Annotated in this window: 13 protein-coding genes and 2 riboswitches; of the genes, 5 read left to right on the top strand and 8 right to left on the bottom strand. The window is 70.4% G+C overall.

All coding sequences use genetic code 11. The features are described from left to right. Window positions 1-25 precede the first annotated feature (25 nt). The 7 genes from ACWCPN_RS19265 to ACWCPN_RS19235 all read right to left on the bottom strand — a co-directional run bounded on the left by ACWCPN_RS19265 (window position 26) and on the right by ACWCPN_RS19235 (window position 7887). On the bottom strand, window positions 26-1120 hold the full coding sequence (locus tag ACWCPN_RS19265; protein WP_451207505.1) for an ABC transporter ATP-binding protein: 1095 nt from the start codon (window positions 1118-1120) through the stop codon (window positions 26-28). After that, window positions 1117-2124: an ABC transporter permease gene (locus ACWCPN_RS19260; RefSeq protein ID WP_451207503.1), complete on the bottom strand. Its 1008-nt coding sequence runs from the start codon at window positions 2122-2124 to the stop codon at window positions 1117-1119. Before ACWCPN_RS19260 ends, ACWCPN_RS19265 begins: the two co-directional genes overlap by 4 nt. A gap of 72 nt (window positions 2125-2196) precedes the next feature. After that, window positions 2197-3945 carry an ABC transporter substrate-binding protein gene (locus ACWCPN_RS19255; protein WP_451207500.1) on the bottom strand — a complete coding sequence of 583 codons (1749 nt, stop codon included), beginning with the start codon at window positions 3943-3945 and terminating at the stop codon, window positions 2197-2199. Between the two features lie 59 nt (window positions 3946-4004). Continuing rightward, on the bottom strand, window positions 4005-5003 hold the full coding sequence (locus tag ACWCPN_RS19250) for an ABC transporter permease (protein ID WP_365130139.1): 999 nt from the start codon (window positions 5001-5003) through the stop codon (window positions 4005-4007). A 349-nt stretch (window positions 5004-5352) separates the two neighbouring features. Next, window positions 5353-6138 (bottom strand): enhanced serine sensitivity protein SseB C-terminal domain-containing protein, encoded by a 786-nt coding sequence (locus ACWCPN_RS19245; RefSeq protein WP_392295218.1) that lies wholly within the window; start codon window positions 6136-6138, stop codon window positions 5353-5355. 211 nt (window positions 6139-6349) lie between these two features. Continuing rightward, the gene (locus ACWCPN_RS19240) at window positions 6350-7144 is read right to left on the bottom strand and encodes an enhanced serine sensitivity protein SseB (RefSeq protein ID WP_451207497.1); all 795 of its coding nucleotides are present in this window, start codon (window positions 7142-7144) and stop codon (window positions 6350-6352) included. 65 nt (window positions 7145-7209) lie between these two features. Next, entirely contained in the window at window positions 7210-7887 is a 678-nt protein-coding gene (locus ACWCPN_RS19235; protein WP_451208035.1) for an AAA family ATPase, read from the bottom strand. A 178-nt stretch (window positions 7888-8065) separates the two neighbouring features. Continuing rightward, window positions 8066-8163: riboswitch (glycine riboswitch) on the top strand. Beyond that, a riboswitch (glycine riboswitch) is annotated at window positions 8164-8277 on the top strand. It abuts the riboswitch before it with no gap. 43 nt (window positions 8278-8320) lie between these two features. Between ACWCPN_RS19235 and gcvT the strand changes: the two genes are divergently transcribed. The 4 genes from gcvT to ACWCPN_RS19215 all read left to right on the top strand — a co-directional run bounded on the left by gcvT (window position 8321) and on the right by ACWCPN_RS19215 (window position 12681). Then, window positions 8321-9448 (top strand): glycine cleavage system aminomethyltransferase GcvT, encoded by a 1128-nt coding sequence (gcvT, locus tag ACWCPN_RS19230; protein WP_451207494.1) that lies wholly within the window; start codon window positions 8321-8323, stop codon window positions 9446-9448. Between the two features lie 116 nt (window positions 9449-9564). Further along, on the top strand, window positions 9565-9942 hold the full coding sequence (gene gcvH, locus ACWCPN_RS19225; RefSeq protein ID WP_199212090.1) for a glycine cleavage system protein GcvH: 378 nt from the start codon (window positions 9565-9567) through the stop codon (window positions 9940-9942). A gap of 14 nt (window positions 9943-9956) precedes the next feature. Continuing rightward, the gene (glyA, locus tag ACWCPN_RS19220; protein WP_451207490.1) at window positions 9957-11234 is read left to right on the top strand and encodes a serine hydroxymethyltransferase; all 1278 of its coding nucleotides are present in this window, start codon (window positions 9957-9959) and stop codon (window positions 11232-11234) included. A gap of 79 nt (window positions 11235-11313) precedes the next feature. Further along, window positions 11314-12681, top strand: coding sequence for an L-serine ammonia-lyase (locus ACWCPN_RS19215; RefSeq protein WP_365130144.1), 1368 nt, complete (start codon window positions 11314-11316; stop codon window positions 12679-12681). Window positions 12682-12777: 96 nt separating this feature from the next. Here the strand turns inward: ACWCPN_RS19215 and ACWCPN_RS19210 are convergent, their stop codons facing one another. After that, window positions 12778-14535 carry a M28 family peptidase gene (locus ACWCPN_RS19210; RefSeq protein ID WP_451207487.1) on the bottom strand — a complete coding sequence of 586 codons (1758 nt, stop codon included), beginning with the start codon at window positions 14533-14535 and terminating at the stop codon, window positions 12778-12780. A 394-nt stretch (window positions 14536-14929) separates the two neighbouring features. Here ACWCPN_RS19210 and ACWCPN_RS19205 point away from each other — a divergent pair, with 394 nt between their 5' ends. After that, window positions 14930-15937, top strand: coding sequence for a LuxR C-terminal-related transcriptional regulator (locus ACWCPN_RS19205; protein WP_451207485.1), 1008 nt, complete (start codon window positions 14930-14932; stop codon window positions 15935-15937). Window positions 15938-16080: the final 143 nt, after the last annotated feature.

The following is a 16080-nucleotide window of genomic DNA, read 5'->3' as shown; positions in this document are numbered from 1 at the left end:
GCCTCGTCCGTCTTCTTGGTCTCACTCACAGCTTCGGCGCAATCTCTTCGGTCCAGATCCGCTCACGGTCCTCGGCCGGGAGGTGGCAGGCGGACCAGTGCCCGGTGCTCACCTGCTCCAGCTCGGGGCGCACCGTGCGGGTGACGTTCCCCTTGGGGATGTCCGCGTACGGGCAGCGCGGGTGGAAGGCGCAGCCCGACGGGACGTTGATGAGGCTCGGCGGCTGGCCCTTGACCGGGATGAGCCGTTCGGAGGTGTCGCGGTCGATGCGGGGCATCGAGCCGAGCAGGCCCCAGGTGTAGGGGTGCTGCGGCTTCTCGAAGACCTCGTCGGCCCGGCCGCGCTCGACGCACCGGCCGCCGTACATCACCAGGACGTCGTCCGCGATCTCGGCGACCACGCCGAGGTCGTGGGTGATCATGATGACCGCGGAGCCGAACTCCTTCTGCAGGTCACGGATCAGGTCGAGGATCTGCGCCTGGACGGTGACGTCCAGGGCGGTGGTCGGCTCGTCCGCGATGAGCAGCTCGGGGTTGTTGACCAGAGCCATGGCGATCATGGCGCGCTGGCGCATACCGCCGGAGAACTCGTGCGGATAGCCGTCGACGCGCTTGGCCGGCTCCGGGATGCCGACCCGGTCGAGCATCTCGACGGCCCGCTTGCGGGCGACCTTCTTGCTGACGTCGTGGTGGACCCGGTACGCCTCGACGATCTGGTCGCCGACCTTGTAGTACGGGTGCATCGCGGACAGCGGGTCCTGGAAGATCATCGCCATCTCGCGGCCGCGGAGCTTGCGCACCTCGTCCGGGGCGGCGGAGACCAGTTCCTTGCCGTCCAGCCAGATCTCGCCGGTCATCCGCACGTTCTTGCCGCGGGTGCCGAGCCGGTGCAGGCCCATGACGGCCTGCGAGGTGACCGACTTGCCGGAGCCGGACTCGCCGACGATGGCGAGGGTCCGGCCCTTCTCCAGCGAGAAGGACAGGCCGTCGACGGACTTGACCACGCCGTCGTCGGTCGGGAAGTGCACCTTGAGGTCGCGGACCTCGAGGAAGGCCTTGGGGGGCTGGGACGCGGAGGTGGGCTCGCCCACGGCGGCGCCGGTCTTGGAGAGTTCGGTCACGAGAGCCTCACCCGCGGGTCGGCGGCGGCGTAGAGCACGTCCACCAGGAGATTTGCGAAGACGACGAAGAAGGCGGCGAGCAGCGTCACGCCGAGGATCTTCGGCAGGTCGTTGTCGGTGATGCCCTGCACCGCGTACTGGCCGATGCCGGGCAGCGAGAACACCGACTCGGTGATCACCGCACCGCCGAGCAGCAGACCGAGGTCCATGCCGAAGACCGTGATGATCGGGGTCAGGGCGGCGCGCAGCCCGTGCCGGGTGACGACGGTGCGCTCCCGCAGACCCTTGGCGCGGGCCGTGCGGATGAAGTCCTCGTTCATCGTCTCCAGCATGCCCGAGCGGGTCAGCCGCGCGTAGATGGCGGAGTACAGCAGGGCGAGCGAACACCACGCCGGGAAGAGCGTGTTGGCCCACTGCGCCGGGTTCTCGGTGAGCGGGACGTACGTCTTGCCGAAGATCGGCCACTGATAGGTGAAGAGCAGGATCGCCAGGTTGCCCGTGAAGAACATGGGCAGCGAGACGCCGGTGAGCGCGATGCCCATGAAGGTCCGGTCGAGGAACGAACGCGGCTTCAGCGCGGAGATGACACCGGCCACGACGCCCGAGACCAGCCACAGCACGGCCGCACCCACGGCCAGCGACAGGGTGATCGGAAGACGGGAGGTGAGCTCCGGCCACACTGCCTGGTGGTTCTTGAAGGAGTAACCGAAGCAGGGTGCGTCGCAGTGCACCGTGGTGGGGCCGAGGTCGTAGGTGGCGCCGGCCACGATCCCCTTGATGAAGTGCCAGTACTGGACGTAGACAGGCTGGTCCAGACCGAGGTTGTGCTTGACAGCGGCGATGTCCGCCTTCGACGGGCTCTTGCCGATGTACTGCTGCGCCAACTGGTCCGCTGTCTGGCCGGCAAGCCGTGGCAGCAGGAAGAAGATGGCGAAGGTGACCGCGGAGACGACCAGCAGCAGGATCACTGCCGCGAACGTCCGGCGGAGGATGTACGAGATCACGGGGACCGGCGCTGGTGCCCGCGGGCCGCGAAGCCCGCGGGCACCAATGCCTTCACCTGCCTTCCGGGGCTGCTACTTCGACGCGACGCCGATGTTGAGGTAGTCGTACTGACCGCTGAAGGCCGCCGTGGAAACCAGGTTCGTGTAGTTCTGCGGGCGGGCCAGCAGGACCTTGAAGTAGGTCAGCGGGACGAGGACGGCGTCGTCCATGGTCTTCTTGTCGATCTGGGTGTACAGGCTGTTGCGCTCGGTGTCGTCCTGCGTGCCGATCGCCTTGCCCAGCAGGGAGTTGACGTCCTTGTTGTCGTACTGCGACAGGTTGGTGTTACCCGACTGGCTGATCGCCTTGCCGTTCAGGATCTGCTGCAGGAAGCCGTAACCGGAGGGCCAGTCGGCACCCCACTGCATCATGATCAGGCCGACGTTCTGCTTCTCGGTGAACTTCGGGACACCGGCGTAGTCGGTGAAGTACTTGCCGGACGGGAACTGCTTCAGGCTGGCGTTGATGCCGACCTTCTTCAGCGAGTTGATGATCGCCGTGGCGGCGTCGATCTCCTGCGGACGGTCCGAGCGGGCCGAGATGTTGGTGGTGATCGACGACTTGCCGCAGGCCTTCAGCTGCTCCTTGGCCTTGGCCGCGTCACCCTTGTTGCCGGAGGTCGCGTAGACGTCCGACTTCTCGTAGCCCGGGATGTCCGGGGGCAGCACGGTGGAGGCGATGTCGCCGCGGATCGGGCCGCCCTCGGCGGTCTGCACCGAGACCTTGTCGATCGCGTACTGCACGGCCTTGCGGCACTCGACCTTGTCGAACGGCTTCACCTTGGTGTTGATCGCCATGTAGACGAGACGACCACCGTAGGTGTTGTCCGTGCCGGCCTTCTTCGCCGTGTCGGTGAGGACCTTGGCCTGCGTGGAGGCCTGGACACCGGTACCGGCCAGGTCGATGGCGTCACCGGCCATGACGTCCTGGTCGATGGTCTCCGGGTTGACCTTCAGCTTGACGACGATCTTCTCGGGGAGCTGCTTGCGCAGCGGGTCCGTCTTCGCGTCCCAGTTCTCGTTGCGCACGAGCACGGCCTGCTTGCCGTCCTCGTAGCTCTGGAACTTGTACGAGCCCGACGACACGATGTGCTTGACGTAGTCGACGCCCTTGTCCTTGGACTGGGGCACCGGCGCGGTCTGCGGGGCGGCGACGAGGTAGTCGAACTCCTGGAACGCCTGGTTCAGGTGGAAGACGATCGTGGTGTCGTCCGGCGTCTCGATGGAGGACAGGCCCTTGCCGCTCTTGTCCTTGTAGGGGCCCTTGTACTTGTCGCCCTTGGCCATGAACTGCTGGAAGTAGTTCGGGCCGAGCGAGAGCACGTCACGCGCGAAGTTGGAGCGCTCGACGGCGTACTTGACGTCCTTCGAGGTGATCGGCGAGCCGTCCTCGTACTTCAGGCCCGAACGCAGCTTGTACGTCCAGGTCTTGCCGCCGTCGCTCGGGACGCCCTTGCTCGCGGCGAGGTCCGGGACGAGGGTGTTGCCCTTCTCGCCGGCGCCGGGCTGGAACGTCATCAGCGGGCGGGCGTAGAGCCGGCTGAGGTTGTACATGTACGCGTAGTACGTGTTGCCGGGGTCGAAGGAGTCCGGCACGTCGGACAGCTCGTAGGTGACCGTGCCGCCCTTCTTGTCGGAGGCGTTGACCACACCCTTGGTCGCGGCGTTGGCCCCGGCGGACGAGCCGTTGTTGTCCTTGTTGTCATCGGCCTTGCTGCAACCTGCAACGAGCAGGCTGGCGGAGCCGATGGCCGCGATAGCGGCCAGCGCTGACCTTCGCATGATGGGCGCTTTCCCCTCCATAGTCGGAAACTTTTCGGGCTCTCGGGCGGTCGCAGGCGTCAGCGACTGCGCGGGTCGAGAGCGTCGCGGAGACCGTCGCCCAGCAGATTGAACGCCAGGACGGTCACGAAGATGGCGAGACCGGGCACGATCATGTACTGGGGATCGACCTGGTAGTAGGTGACCGCTTCGCGGAGCATGCCGCCCCAGGAGGCCTGCGGGGGCTGGATGCCGACACCGAGGAAGCTCAGGGACGCCTCGAAGAGGATGTTGGTCGGGATGAGCAGCGTCGAGTAGACGATGATCGGGCCGACCAGGTTCGGCATCAGCTCCCGGAACAGGATGTACGGGCCCTTGGCGCCCATGCCGCGGGAGGCGTCCACGAACTCGCGCTCACGCAGGGCGAGGGTCTGGCCGCGCACGATCCGGCCCAGGTAGGGCCAGTTGAAGAAGCCGATGACGAAGATCAGCACGCTCAGGTGGAGCGGGAGCCCGTTGAGGCCGAACGCGCCGCCCTGCAGCGTGGCGGAGATCGCGATGGCGAACAGCAGGAGGGGGAAGGCGAGGAAGGTGTCCATCAGGCGGCTGATGATGTTGTCCACCCGGCCGCCGTAGTAGCCCGCGACGACACCCATGATGGCGCCGATCACGTTGGACAGGACCGTGGCGCCGAAGGCGACCACCAGCGACACCCAGGAGCCCTCCAGGACGCGGGTGGCGATGTCCCGGCCGAACTTCGGGTCCACACCGAGCGGGTGGTCCGCGCTCATACCGCCCCAACTGCCCTTGGGCAGCGAGGTGTCGGGGGTGATCAGGTCCTGGTGGAAGGCGTTCGGGTCGAGTCCGAGCAGGGCCTGCAGGGGCCGGGAGAGGACGGCCAGCGCGATGAGGAGGACGACGATGACGCCACCCGCGACGGCGACCTTGTCCCTCTTGAATCTCGACCAGGCGATCTGTCCAAGGGAACGACCCTCGATCCGCCCCTTACCGGCACCCTCGAGCACAGCTTCCGGCTGTGCCTCGGCTGCCGCTCCGGTGGTCTCGATCGGTGCGGTCACAGTGACCCGACCCCTCTCGCCGGTGGTGACCGGCCTGCGCCTGCCGCGGTTTGCGGCTTTGTCGACTTGCCTCGATCGCGAGTTTCGACCTCACGTCTGAATCGCGAGTCTTCAGCTTCTCCGCGATCACCCGCCAGAGCTGGCGGGGAAAGTATGCGCAACCGTGATGCAGTCCAGGGGATTCCGTTATCCGATCACGGGGTAACGGCCACCGGACGGGGGGCACTTGGGACAGAACGGTGCTTCTGCTCCAAACGGACGAATCGCCGCTCTTCTACGCGCGGAGAAGTCCGTCTCGCACACGAATTCTCCACCACCGTCCAAGTGGCGGACTGCCCGGGCCGGTTGCTCAGTAGCCCCCGTGGACCGGCGGGTAGCCGTAGCCGGGAGCCGGCGCCTGGGGCTGCGGCGGTCCCTGCGGCTGCGGCTGGGGAACGGCCGCGTGGGCGTCGCGATCGTAGAACGGGCGTGCGTTGGCCCGCATCCACAGCACCACCGGGTCGTAGTCGTCGGTCATCGCGACGGTCGACACCGGCAGTCCCTCGGGGACCGCGCCGACGGACTGCTGCATCATCGCGCGCACCGAGTCGACGGCGGCGGGCGAGGTGTCGCGCACGTCCAGGCCGATGGCGAGATACGGCGCGCCGAGCGCGGGCTGCACCCAGGCGCGGCGCAGCGAGCGCAGGGCCGGGGTGCGGTGGGCGTTCTGCACGAGCAGGGCGTAGAACTGCGCCACGTCGATGCCGGGTTCCGACAGCCGCAGGGGGCCGGCGGGCTGGCGGTCCAGACCGGTGGCGATGCGGCGCAGGTCCGGCCAGGGGACGCCGACGCCGCCGCCCGGGGCGTGCGGGTTGAGCCAGAGACCGTAGTGGTCGGGGAAGAGGGTGCGGGCCACGTCGAGCCCGTCGACCACCTCGTAGGAGCGGTTCCAGCCACTCGCCGAGAGCTCCTGCGCGGAGGTCACACAGGGGGCGTAGCCGAAGCCGTCGACCTCCATGTTCCCGTACTGGGCGTCCGGGGAGCCGGCCTGGCCGTGCCAGAGCAGCATCCAGATCTGGCCGGAGGAGGGGGTGGCGAGGGCGCGCAGCAGTGCCTCGTAGGCGTCGTAGCGGCCGGGGGTGACCTGGCGCAGCATGTGCTCGACGCTGCCGCTTGGGCTCGCGCTCACCTGTCTTACCGCCCCTTCGATTCATGCCCCGTGTTCGGGGACAGCTTATGCGCCCCACGGCCAGGGGCCCTGTGTTCGTGCGCGGGCGCGGGTCGGTGGGGCTGATCGCGCCCGGCGGCGGAGCCGCCGGCCGGCACCGCCCCGCGCCTGCCGGACCCGCTGCCACCGGGCCCGCCGGTCAGTGGCCGTACTGGTAGAAGGGCCGGACGTTGGATTTGAGCCAGGTGGCCACCGGGTCGTCCGTGACGTCCAGGAGGACGAGGTTGACCTGCCACTTGACCGGGGCCTTGCCCAGGGCGCGGCCCAGGGCCTCCAGGGGAAGGGCCCGCAGGTCGCCCTCCCACTGGGAGAGTTCCACGCCCACGAACATCACCGGCTCGGCCGTCTCCACGGCGGCGAGGCAGCGGCGGGCCGCGACGACCACGCCGGTGCCGGCGAACTCGGCGGAGGCGGCGGCGAGGAAGTCGACCGGGTCCTCCTGCCAGTCCGGCTCGAAGAGGCGGACCCGGCCGCCGGTGGCCGGGCCGTCCAGCGGGGTGCTGCCGGTGCGGCAGAGTTCGGCCACCGCCTCGGGCGGCAGCGGCAGGCCCACCACCCCGTCGGGGTTCACGAGGATGCCGGCCTGCGGGGGCAGACCGCGGGCGAACTCCACCGCCGGGGCGACGGTGTACGACATGTGGGAGCCGGCGGCCAGGCGGAGCTGCTCCTCGGAGCTGAAGACCGGGACGTACACCTGGCCCTCGATCTCCGTGGTGGGCAGGTCCAGCGGGCCGCTGTGCGGGCCGCCGCCGTTGGGCAGCGGGATCCACAGCAGGCTGCGGCCCAGCACCTCGGCGATCCGGCCGCCCGCGCCGGGTATGCCGAGGGAGGCCGAGAGCACCTCCTCCAGTTCGTTGCCGGGCCAACCGCCGTGCGGGTGGGGGTGCGTCCGTGCCGGAAAGTCCGCGGGAAGGTCCGCCGCCGAGAAGTCCATCTGCCTGCCGCCTGCTGGGAACCACTGCTGTGGTGCAAAAGGCTAGCGGTTACCCGGGACGGCGCTCAGTCGGATCGGCCGGTGAAGCCGATCCGGCGCAGCACCTCGGCGGCGTCCCGGTCCAGCAGCACCGCCGAGCCGCAGCCGGCGGGCAGTTCGCCCCGCTCCACCCCGTGCAGCAGACGGGCCGCCGTACGGCGGTGGCGGCGGAAGGCGTAGCGGGAGACGCCGCGCCCGCGCTCGCGCTGGCCCGCGCGGGCGGTCTCCGCGGTGACGTCGAGCAGGAGCAGGTGCAGGGTGCCGCCGCGGCGCCGGGCCGCGCGGGCCAGCCAGCCGCGCACCCAGGCCTGGGTGCCGCAGTCGTGCACGACGACCCCCTCGCCGGTGCCGAGGGCGCGGCGCAGCCCGGCGTAGTGGGCGAGCCGGACCAGGGGGCGGTAGAGCGCGTAGGGGAGGAAGCGGGGGACGCGGGCGTCCCAGCGGTCGCGGGTGTCCTGGGAGTCGATGCGGTGGCCGGGGACCGCGCGGTGCATCAGGGTGGACTTGCCGCTGCCGGGCAGTCCGGTGATCACCACCAGGTCGCGGGGGCCGAAGAGCAGGTCGTGCGGGCTGCGCCCGGCGCGCTCGCGCAGGTCGCGGACGACCGGGGCGGGACGGTCGGCGCAGCGCTGGCGGGCCGGGGCGGAGGGCTGCTTCGGCACCGTGAGACCGGTGGTGGCGGCGTAGGCCGTGGTCCTGTTCACCGTCATCGTCCTCCCCTTGTGGGCTCGGAGACCCTTTGCCCATCGAATGTAAAGAGAAGGTAATGCGCAGGTCCAGCGGTTGGGTGCGCGTACTGCCACAGCTCGGTTACGGATGCGGGCCCTGACGGGGCGGGGCGCGGCGTGCAATGATGTGCGCGCCAACTGCATACCGGCCGTTTGAATCCGCGCGGGAGAGTTCCCAGCCAGCTCCGCTGGGACGCCGAAGGAGCAAGTCCCTCCCTTGAATCTCTCAGGCCCCGTTACCGCGCGGGCGAGGCACATCTGAAAAGCGGGCCGCTGCGACAGTGGCTCCACCCAAGGTGCAAGCCGTGACCACTCCTCGCGAGGATCATGGCGAACCTCTCAGGTTCCGATGACAGATGGGGAGGAACGATCCTCGCCTGTCATACCTGCCCTGGGAGACGACCGACCGATGAGCAGTACCGAACCCAACGGACCGCGCCGTACCGCGCTCGACGCCCTGCACCGCTCGCTCGGCGCGACGATGACCGACTTCGCCGGCTGGGACATGCCGCTGCGCTACGGGTCCGAGCGCGACGAGCACCTCGCGGTGCGGACCAAGGCCGGTCTCTTCGACCTCTCCCACATGGGCGAGATCACCGTGACCGGGCCGCAGGCGGCCGCCCTGCTGAACCACGCGCTGGTGGGCAACATCGCCTCGGTCGGTGTCGGCCGCGCCCGCTATACCATGATCTGCCAGGCCGACGGCGGCATCCTGGACGACCTGATCGTCTACCGGCTGGCCGAGCACGAGTACATGGTCGTCGCCAACGCCTCCAACGCCCAGGTGGTGCTGGACGCGCTGACCGAGCGCGCCGCGGGCTTCGACGCCGAGGTGCGCGACGACCGGGACGCCTACGCGCTGCTCGCGGTCCAGGGCCCCGAGTCCCCCGGCATCCTGAAGTCGCTGACCGACGCCGACCTGGACGGCCTGAAGTACTACGCGGGCCTGCCCGGCACCGTCGCCGGCGTCCCCGCGCTGATCGCGCGCACGGGCTACACCGGTGAGGACGGCTTCGAGCTGTTCGTGAAGCCGGAGCACGCGGTGGAGCTGTGGCAGGCGCTGACCAAGGCGGGCGAGGGCGCCGGTCTGGTGCCGTGCGGCCTGTCCTGCCGGGACACCCTGCGCCTGGAGGCGGGCATGCCGCTGTACGGGCACGAGCTGACCACCTCCCTGACCCCCTTCGACGCCGGGCTCGGCCGGGTGGTGAAGTTCGAGAAGGAGGGCGACTTCGTGGGCCGCGAGGCGCTGGCCGAGGCCGCCGCCAGGGCCGAGCAGAACCCGCCGCGGGTGCTCGTCGGCCTGATCGCCGAGGGCCGCCGGGTGCCGCGCGCCGGATACCCCGTCGTCGCGGGCGGCTCGGTGATCGGTGAGGTCACCTCCGGTGCCCCCTCCCCCACCCTGGGCAGGCCGATCGCGATGGCGTACGTCGACGCGGCGCACGCGGCGCCGGGCGCCGAGGGTGTCGGCGTGGACATCCGGGGCAGCCACGAGCCGTACGAGGTCGTGGCGCTCCCCTTCTACAAGCGTCAGAAGTAGACACTGGGCGCGGTCCGTCCACCGGACGTGACCCTGCGCACATCCCCGCTGCTCAGCAGCAGGTCCAGCAGTCCCCCATTCATCAGCACTCCCGCGCGTACAGGAGAATTCAGGCCATGAGCAATCCCCAGCAGCTGCGCTACAGCAAGGAGCACGAGTGGCTGTCGGCCGCCGAGGACGGCGTCTCGACGGTCGGCATCACGGAGTTCGCGGCCAACGCGCTCGGCGACGTGGTCTACGCCCAGCTCCCCGAGGTCGGTGCCACGGTGTCCGCGGGTGAGACCTGCGGCGAGCTGGAGTCGACCAAGTCGGTCTCGGACCTGTACTCCCCGGTCACCGGTGAGATCACCGAGGTCAACGAGGACGTCGTCAACGACCCGTCGCTGGTGAACTCGGCCCCCTTCGAGGGCGGCTGGCTGTTCAAGGTGCGCGTCACCGAGGAGCCGGCCGACCTGCTCTCCGCCGACGAGTACACCGCCCAGAACGCCGGCTGAGGAGTCGTAGCCGTATGACTGTCCTGAACACGTCCCTGCACGAGCTGGACCCGGAGATCGCCGCCGCGGTCGACGCCGAGCTGAACCGCCAGCAGTCGACGCTGGAGATGATCGCCTCGGAGAACTTCGCGCCGCTCGCGGTGATGGAGGCCCAGGGCTCGGTGCTGACCAACAAGTACGCGGAGGGCTACCCGGGCCGCCGCTACTACGGCGGCTGCGAGCACGTCGACGTCGCCGAGCAGATCGCCATCGACCGGATCAAGGAGCTGTTCGGCGCCGAGTACGCCAACGTCCAGCCCCACTCCGGCGCCTCCGCCAACCAGGCGGCGCTGTTCGCCCTCGCCCAGCCCGGGGACACCATTCTCGGCCTGGACCTGGCGCACGGCGGCCACCTCACCCACGGGATGCGGCTGAACTTCTCCGGCAAGCAGTTCGACGTGGTCGCCTACCACGTGGACGAGGCGGGCCTGGTCGACATGGCCGAGGTCGAGCGGCTGGCCAAGGAGCACCGCCCGAAGGTGATCATCGCCGGCTGGTCGGCGTACCCGCGTCAGCTCGACTTCGCCGAGTTCCGCCGGATCGCCGACGAGGTCGAGGCGTACCTGTGGGTCGACATGGCGCACTTCGCCGGCCTGGTCGCGGCGGGTCTGCACCCGAACCCGGTCGAGTACGCGGACGTGGTCACCTCCACGACCCACAAGACCCTCGGCGGCCCGCGCGGCGGCATCATCCTGGCGAAGAAGGCCTTCGCCAAGAAGCTGAACTCGTCCGTCTTCCCGGGCTTCCAGGGCGGTCCCCTGGAGCACGTGATCGCGGCCAAGGCGGTCTCCTTCAAGGTCGCCGCCTCGGAGGAGTTCAAGGAGCGCCAGCGCCGTACGGTGGAGGGTGCCCGCATCCTCGCCGAGCGGCTCACCGCCGCCGACGCCCGCGAGGCCGGGGTCAACGTGCTGTCCGGCGGTACGGACGTGCACCTGATCCTGGTGGACCTGCGGGAGTCCGAGCTCGACGGGCAGCAGGCCGAGGACCGCCTCCACGAGGTCGGCATCACGGTCAACCGCAACGCCGTCCCGAACGACCCGCGTCCCCCGATGGTGACCTCGGGTCTGCGCATCGGTACGCCGGCCCTGGCGACCCGGGGCTTCACGGCCGAGGACTTCGCCGAGGTCGCGGACGTGATCGCCGAGGCCCTGAAGGCGCCCGCCCCGTTCGAGGGCGCCGGCGTGGCGGCCCTGAAGGCCCGGGTCGAGGCCCTGGCCGACAAGCACCCGCTGTACCCGGGTCTGAACAAGTAAGTCCGTTTCACCGGGCACCGCGCACACTGGAAGGTGTGCGCGGTGCCGCACCCGCACCACCCCGTATTGAGGAGTTTCCGTGGCCATCTCGGTCTTCGACCTGTTCTCGATCGGCATCGGCCCGTCCAGCTCCCACACGGTCGGTCCGATGCGCGCGGCGCGCATGTTCGCCCGCCGGCTGCGCAACGAGGACCTGCTGGACGCCGTCGCCTCCGTGCGCTGCGAGCTGTACGGCTCGCTCGGCGCGACCGGCCACGGCCACGGCACCCCGAAGGCGGTGCTGCTCGGTCTGGAGGGCGCCTCGCCCCGCACGGTGGACGTGGAGTCGGCCGACGAACGGGTGGAGGGGATCAGGCGGTCGGGCCGGATCTCGCTGCTCGGCGAGCACGAGATCGCCTTCTCCTTCGACGACGACCTGGTCCTGCACCGCCGCAAGGCGCTGCCCTACCACGCCAACGGCATGACGGTGTGGGCCTTCGACGCGGCCGGCACGGAGCTGCTCTCCAAGACGTACTACTCGGTCGGCGGCGGCTTCGTCGTGGACGAGGACGCGGTCGGCGCGGACCGCATCGTGCTGGACGACACGGTCCTGAAGTACCCGTTCCGCACCGGTGACGAGCTGCTGCGCCTGACCCGGGAGACGGGTCTGTCGATCTCCTCCCTGATGCTGGAGAACGAGCGCGCCTGGCGCACCGAGGACGAGATCCGGGCGGGCCTGCTGGAGATCTGGCGGGTCATGCGCGAGTGCGTGCGGCGGGGCATGTCCCGGGAGGGCATCCTGCCCGGCGGTCTGAAGGTGCGCCGCCGCGCGGCCGTCTCGGCCCGCCAGCTGCGCGCCGAGGGCGACCCGCTCGCGCACGCGATGGAGTGGATCACCCTCTACGCGATGGCGGTGAACGAGGAGAACGCGGCCGGCGGCCGCGTGGTCACCGCTCCGACGAACGGCGCGGCGGGCATCATCCCGGCGGTCCTGCACTACTACATCAACTTCGTGCCGGGCGCCGACGAGGACGGCGTGGTCCGCTTCCTCCTCGCGGCCGGCGCCATCGGCATGCTCTTCAAGGAGAACGCCTCCATCTCCGGCGCCGAGGTCGGCTGCCAGGGCGAGGTCGGCTCCGCCTGCTCGATGGCCGCGGGCGCCCTCGCCGAGGTGCTGGGCGGCAGCCCCGAGCAGGTGGAGAACGCGGCCGAGATCGGCATGGAGCACAACCTCGGCCTGACCTGCGACCCCGTGGGCGGCCTGGTCCAGATCCCCTGCATCGAGCGCAACGGCATGGCCGCGGTGAAGGCGGTCACCGCGGCGAAGATGGCGATGCGCGGCGACGGCTCGCACAAGGTGTCCCTGGACAAGGTCATCAAGACGATGAAGGACACCGGCGCCGACATGTCGGTGAAGTACAAGGAGACGGCCCGGGGCGGGCTGGCGGTGAACATCATCGAGTGCTGAGCGGCACCCCGCGTCACGCGGGGCGCCGCCGGAGCCGAGGCGCGGAGAGCGGGAGGCGGGCCGGGGCTCCGCCTCCCCTCGCCGTGCCGCGGGTGATCAGCCGGTCGTCAGGGTGACGTCGTCGACGACGAAGCTGGTCTGCAGGCTGGAGTCCTCGGAGCCCGTGAAGGCCAGCGTGATCTGCTGGCCGATGTACTGGCTCAGGTCCAGCGTGCGCTCGGTGTACCCCGTGGCCGCGTTGGCGTTGGAGTACGTCTGCTTCGCGGTCCCGTTGACCTTGACCTGGAAGGTGTCGTACGCCGTGGAGCCCGACTCGCCGGTGTCGATGTGCAGCCAGTACTTCAGGGTCGCCCTGGTGCAGCCGGCCGGGATCGTCACGGTCTGGCTGACCGTGTCGGTGGCCGTGGAGCCGTAGCCAGCCAGCCACGCGTACCGGGTGCCGGAGTGCGCGGACTGGCCGCTGAACGCGCCGATCGAGCCGGTGTCCCCGGTCCACGGCGAAGTGCCGCTCTCGAAGCCGCCGTTGGAGACCGCCTGGGAGGCCGTGCAGCCGCCGGAGCCGGTGACGGTCAGCGTGTACTGCGCGGTGTGCGTGGTGGAGCCGGCGCCGCTGATGGTGAGGTTGTACGTACCCGGCGCCACGGAGGAACCGACGGTGACCGTCGCCGTGGACGAGCCGCCGGAGGTCACCGAGGCCGGACTGAAGGAGACCGTGACCCCGGCGGGGGCGCCCGAGGCGGAGAGGCTGACGGTCTGGGCCGAGCCGTTGGTCGTGGCGGTGGACACGGTGGTGCTCAGCGAGGTGCCCGGGGCGGTGCTGCCCGTGGCGGGGCTCGCCGAGAGGGAGAAGTCGTCGGCCGGGACGGTCGCCGAGACCGCCTGGGACCACAGGGTGTAGGCGACGCCGTCGGCGCTGCGGTTCAGTCCGGTGGCGTTGATGTTGGCGGTGGTGTCGCAGGAGGAGTGGTAGCAGCTGTCGTACGCGGCGTTCGCCGTGCCGCCCCACTTGGCCGCCTGCGCCGAGGTCTTGCGGGCGCTCGCACCCATGGCGTAGCCGGAGGTGGGGATGCCGTAGTTCTCGAAGGAGTAGTCGTCGGAACGGCCCGCGCCCTCGGTGTTCTCCTCGGGCTGCAGGTTCAGCGAGTCCCAGTACGCCTTCATCGGGGCGGCGGCCGCGGAGGTGATGTGGTTGATGAAGTAGCCGCCGTTGCGCGAGGCGACCATGTCGAAGTTGTAGTAGGCCTTGATCGCCGAGCGCTGGGCGGAGGTCAGTGAACGGACGTAGAAGTCCGAGCCGTTGAGGCCCTGCTCCTCGTCCGTCCACCAGCCGAAGCGGACGCGGGCCGCCATCGACGGGTTGGTCTCGGCGAGTTTCAGCGCGACCTCCAGGAGGGTGGCGCTGCCGGAGCCGTTGTCGTTGATGCCGGGTCCGGCGGAGACGCTGTCGAGGTGCGAGCCGAACATGTACACCTTCGACGCGTCGCCGTGCGGCCACTCGGCGATCAGGTTGGGTCCGGCGCCGCTGGTGCAGCCGGAGGTGCAGGCCTGCTCGGTGACCGTGTAACCGGCCGCCTGGAGCTTGCCCTTCACGTAGGCGACCGAGTCGCGGTAGCCCTGGGTGGTCGATCTGCGGTTGCCGCCGTTGCGGGTCGCTATGGCGTTCAGCTCGGTCAGGTGCGCCTGGACCTTGGTGACGTCGATGTCGGGCGCGGCCGCGAGGGTGGCCGGAGCGGCCGCGGTGATGGTGCCCTCGGAGGCCGGCGCGGCGCTCGCGGGGAGCGCCACCAGGCCCAGTGCGGCGGCCAGGGTGACACCGGTCAGGGACAGGCCGGTCGGGGAGATTCTTCGAAGCACCGTGTCTCCTTTGTGGGGTGGGAGGAAACGGGAGGCGGGGCGTGGTGGTGCCGCGCCTCCCGGCCGATGCGGGTGGGGGTGGGGACCCGGGTGAGCGGTCCCGCACTGCGTATTGAGCATGCGCATGCCAAGTACAGGTCAAGCCTCGCCGTGCGGAACCGGCCGGATCCAGAGGTCCGCGCCGGCTCCTCGACGGCTCCCGGTGCGAGGTGGATCGGGGAGGCGCACCGGGGGTCACGAGGATTTGGGCGGGCGGCGACGAGGTTAACCGCCGTACGGTCCGTCCGCTCCTGTCCGTTTCCGGCACGTCCGCTTCCGGCCAGTGCGGCCGCCGGGCCGGTCCGTCCGCGCGACGTCCCTGGCCTCCCCCGGGACGGGCCCGTATCGTGCGCGCATGCCTGCGGCGCAGAACCCTTCGCACGACCGGCCGCCGACCGCCGCCGAGGCGCGGGCGGCCTACCTGGCCGCGGCCGGGCGGATCACGGCGACGGGGGCCCGGGACGCCGCCGCCGAACGGGAGGAACTGCGGGGCCTGTCCCCCGAGCTGACCCGGTGGCTCGCCGACCGGTGGCTCCTCGCCCCCGGCGGTGAGCGGCTGAGCACCCCGGACCGGGCCCTGCGGCACATCGTCTCGGAGCACGGGCGCCGGCTGCGGGAGACGGCCGAGAGGGCCGGCCGGGACGCCGAGGCGCTGGACGACGTGCTGTCCCTGCTGACGGCCCCGCGGTTCGACGCCCGGGAAGCGGTGGAGACCGAGTACTTCGCGGACCGGGAGCACACCCGCAAGCGGCTGGCGGAACTGGACGCGCTCAGCCGGGAGGAGTTCCTCGCGATGCGCAACTCCTTCCCCGACGCGCAGGTCCTCGACGCCAGCCTCGCAGGAGACCTGGACATGCTGGCGAACGGCGTCCGGATGCGCATGCTGACGTCCCAGCAGGCGGTCCGCTCACAGGCGCCCGCCCGCTACCTGAACGCGCTGGCCGACGCCGGGGCCGAGGTGCGGGTCGCCCCGACGGTGCCGCTGCACATGAACATCCTGGACCGGGCGATCGTCATCATCGGGGCGGGACCCGGGCCGCAGGGCGAGGGCGGCGACGTCATCCTGCACAGCACGCCCGTCGCCCGGTGCTTCTGCGCGGTCTTCACCCACGCCTGGGACCTCGCCCGGCCGCACACCGAGAGCCGGCCCGGACGCGGGCGCGCCGGCTGCGAACTGTCCGCGCAGGAACGCGAGGTGCTGGCGCTGCTGGCCACCGGCGCCAAGGACGAGACCATCGCCCGCCGGCTGGCCTGCTCGGACCGCACCCTGCGCCGCCTGATGAACCAGATCATGGAGAAACTCGGCACCTCCAGCCGCTTCGAGGCCGGAGTGACCGCGGCCCGCCTGGGTCTGGTGAACTGACCGGAAGCCGGCGGGCCGGGACGGTGCGGCCCGGCCGCGGCCGGGCACCCGCCCGCCTGCCGCACGCGGTGATGATGTTCCTCCAGGGGCTACCCCTCGGTAACCGCCCGCTTCTACGCTTCCGCCAACTTGACCGCGAGACA

The organism is Streptomyces sp. NPDC002386 (assembly GCF_053593175.1).
This window is presented reverse-complemented; position numbering and strand designations above follow the sequence as displayed.